Source organism: Sphaerimonospora thailandensis (assembly GCF_016863115.1).
GTDB classification, from domain to species: domain Bacteria; phylum Actinomycetota; class Actinomycetes; order Streptosporangiales; family Streptosporangiaceae; genus Sphaerimonospora; species Sphaerimonospora cavernae.
On sequence record NZ_BOOG01000113.1, the window covers coordinates 1 to 2,754 of the forward strand.

At 64.8% G+C, this 2,754-nt stretch carries 2 protein-coding genes and 1 pseudogene; 2 read left to right on the forward strand and 1 reads right to left on the reverse strand.

The genetic code is table 11. The annotated features are described in order from the left end of the window. A partial coding sequence (locus tag Mth01_RS29115; RefSeq protein WP_204019172.1) for a reverse transcriptase/maturase family protein occupies positions 1–1,793 on the forward strand: 1,793 nt, incomplete at its 5' end. Between the two features lie 110 nt (positions 1,794–1,903). Beyond that, positions 1,904–2,095 (forward strand): annotated as a pseudogene (locus tag Mth01_RS30040) (ISKra4 family transposase); the annotation flags it as partial. Between the two features lie 254 nt (positions 2,096–2,349). Here Mth01_RS30040 and Mth01_RS29125 read toward each other — a convergent pair. Beyond that, positions 2,350–2,637, reverse strand: a complete 288-nt coding sequence (locus Mth01_RS29125; RefSeq protein WP_239090089.1) for a DUF5372 family protein — start codon at positions 2,635–2,637, stop codon at positions 2,350–2,352. Between the last annotated feature and the right edge of the window lie 117 nt (positions 2,638–2,754).

Genomic DNA, 2,754 nt, shown 5'->3' on the forward strand with positions numbered 1-2,754 from the left:
CCGAAACGGTGCTGGGTGTCCTGCGTGAGCGCGGCAGACGAGGCCTGCCGCTGGAGGAACTGTATCGGCAGATGTTCAACCCGCAGTTGTATCTGCTGGCCTACGGGCGCATCTACGCCAACAAGGGCGCGATGACGCCGGGGGCCACGCAGGAGACCGTGGACGGCATGTCGATGGGAAGGATCGAGGGCATCATCGAGGCCCTGCGCCACGAGCGCTACCGCTTCGCCCCCGTGCGCCGAGTGCACATCCCCAAGAAACAGAGCGGGAAGACCCGGCCACTCGGCCTGCCCACCTGGTCGGACAAGCTCGTCGGAGAGGTGGTCCGCCTCCTGCTGGAGGCGTACTACGAGCCGACGTTCTCCGACCGGTCCCACGGGTTCCGGCCCGGTCGCGGCTGTCACACCGCATTACGCGAGGTGGCCAACACCTGGACCGGGACCGCTTGGTTCATCGAGGGAGACATCTCCGACTGCTTCGGATCGTTCGACCACGAGGTCATGCTCACGATCCTGTCGGAAAAGATCCACGACAACCGGTTCCTGCGGCTGATGCGTAACATGCTGAACGCCGGATACCTGGAGGAATGGACGTGGCATGCCACGTTGAGCGGGGTCCCGCAAGGCGGAATCGCGTCCCCCGTCCTCTCCAATATCTACCTGCACAAACTGGACGTCTTCGTGGACACGGTCCTCATCCCGGAATACACCCGAGGCCGCACCCGGGTCCGGAACCTCCCCTATCGCAAGGTCGAATGGGCGATCGAGAAGGCCCGCCGGGCAGGTGACCGCACCCAGGTGCGGTTCCTCCTGCGGCGGCTGCACAGCCTGCCGAGCGGACAGCCGGACGACCCCGGCTACCGACGGCTGCGCTACTGCCGATACGCCGATGACACCCTGCTGGGGTTCGCCGGGCCCAAAGCCGAAGCCGAAGAGATCAAGGATCGTCTGGCGGTGTTCTTGCGCGAGGAACTCAAGCTGGAACTCTCACCCACCAAGACCTTGATCACCCACGCCCGCACCCAGCGGGCGCGTTTCCTCGGCTATGAGATCTCTGTCGCGAGCAGCGACCGCAGGACACTGCGACGCTCAGTGCGCGCTCGGCGCAACAGCCGGACGCTCAACGGGGCGATCGCGCTGCACGTGCCCGCGTCGGTGGTCAAGGCCAAGAGTGCCCCGTACTTGTCACGCGGCATACCCGAATGCCGCAACCCGATGATCAAAGAGTCCGACCACACCATCGTCGGCCGATTCGGGGCCGAGTACCGGGGCCTTGTCCAGTACTACCTGCTCGCCGGTGACGTCTTTCGGCTGCACCGGCTGCGATGGGTCATGGAAACCTCCATGCTCAAGACCCTGGCCTGCAAGCACCGCTCGTCGGTGTCGAAGATGGCGGCCCGCTTCAAGGCCAAGATCCTCACACCGCACGGCCCGCGGACCTGCTTCGAGGCCCGGATCGAACGTGAAGGCAGGGAACCACTGGTAGCGCGCTTCGGAGGCATCCCACTCAAACGGCAGAAACGAGCGGTCCTCACCGACCGTGCGAACCCCGGCTCGCGATACCCGACCAAAGAGATCACCAAGCGCCTCCATCGAGGTGTCTGCGAACTCTGCGGACGGTTGCAGGACATTGAAGTCCACCACGTCGGCCGCATGGCCGAACTCGACGGGATCGGGGAAAACCCGCCCGCCTGGGCTTCGATCATGAAATCGAAACGCCGCAAATCCCTGGTGGCCTGCGGCCGATGCCATGACGAGATCCACGGGCGGTCCCTCGCCGCAACGCTCACGTAGTAGTCACTGGAGAGCCGGATGCCCGGAAACGGGCACGTCCGGTTCGGAGGGAGGCCACGGGGAAAAGGACCAGCTCAGGCTGGTACCTCGCCGCGTGGCCGACCCTACCCCGCCACCTGATCGGCGACCGCCTCGACATCACCGGCGCCCGCTGGGGCCTGGCCGGAGCCGAAGCCATCCTGAAACTCCGCGCGCTGATCTCCTGCGGAGATTTCGCGGCCTACTGGCGTTATCACCTCGCCCGCGAGCACCAACGCGTCCATCAAACCCATTACCAGGACCGATACACCCTCACCGCCTGACCGATCAGCTCACTGCAGAAGAGCTGCACCCGATTCAGTGTCCTGCTCTCGCGCAGCGCCTGGGCCTTCGGATCGGGCCTGTCCCGCCTGGGCATAATGCCTCCCGGACCGCCTTGTCCAGGAGATTATGTCCAAAAGTGTTAGCGGTGTCGCCGTGACACGCCGACGGTAGGCCCATAGCAGCAGGCAGACCATCATCGCCCACCAGAGCGGGCCAGCCGCCATCGACGCGATCGACATAATCGCCGTGACACTCACGGCGTAATCCGCTTGACACTCTGCGGCGCCGCCGAGAACTGTCCGGTGCTGATCTGCGCGATCAGGTCGGCGAGCTTCAGCAGGTCATCCGTCCGGAACGCCGCACGCCCATCAGCCATGACGACGAACGGGTCCTCGGCGATGACGTCGGTCCACTCGGCCGGCAATGAGACCAGCTCACCGCACGTGTCGTAGACATACACGCGATCATCGTTGCCGTAGTTGTTACGGCGCTTGACGAACTCCAGCACCTGGCCGAACAGCGGATGGAACCGATGCGTCACCCGGACACGAGACGGGTACTGCGCATCATCCGAACCACGCGCAGTCGACGGCGAGGTCCAACAACTCCAGTGAGCAGGCGCTCAAGGGTCCTAAACGCCATCAAGCGGTCTCCGGCT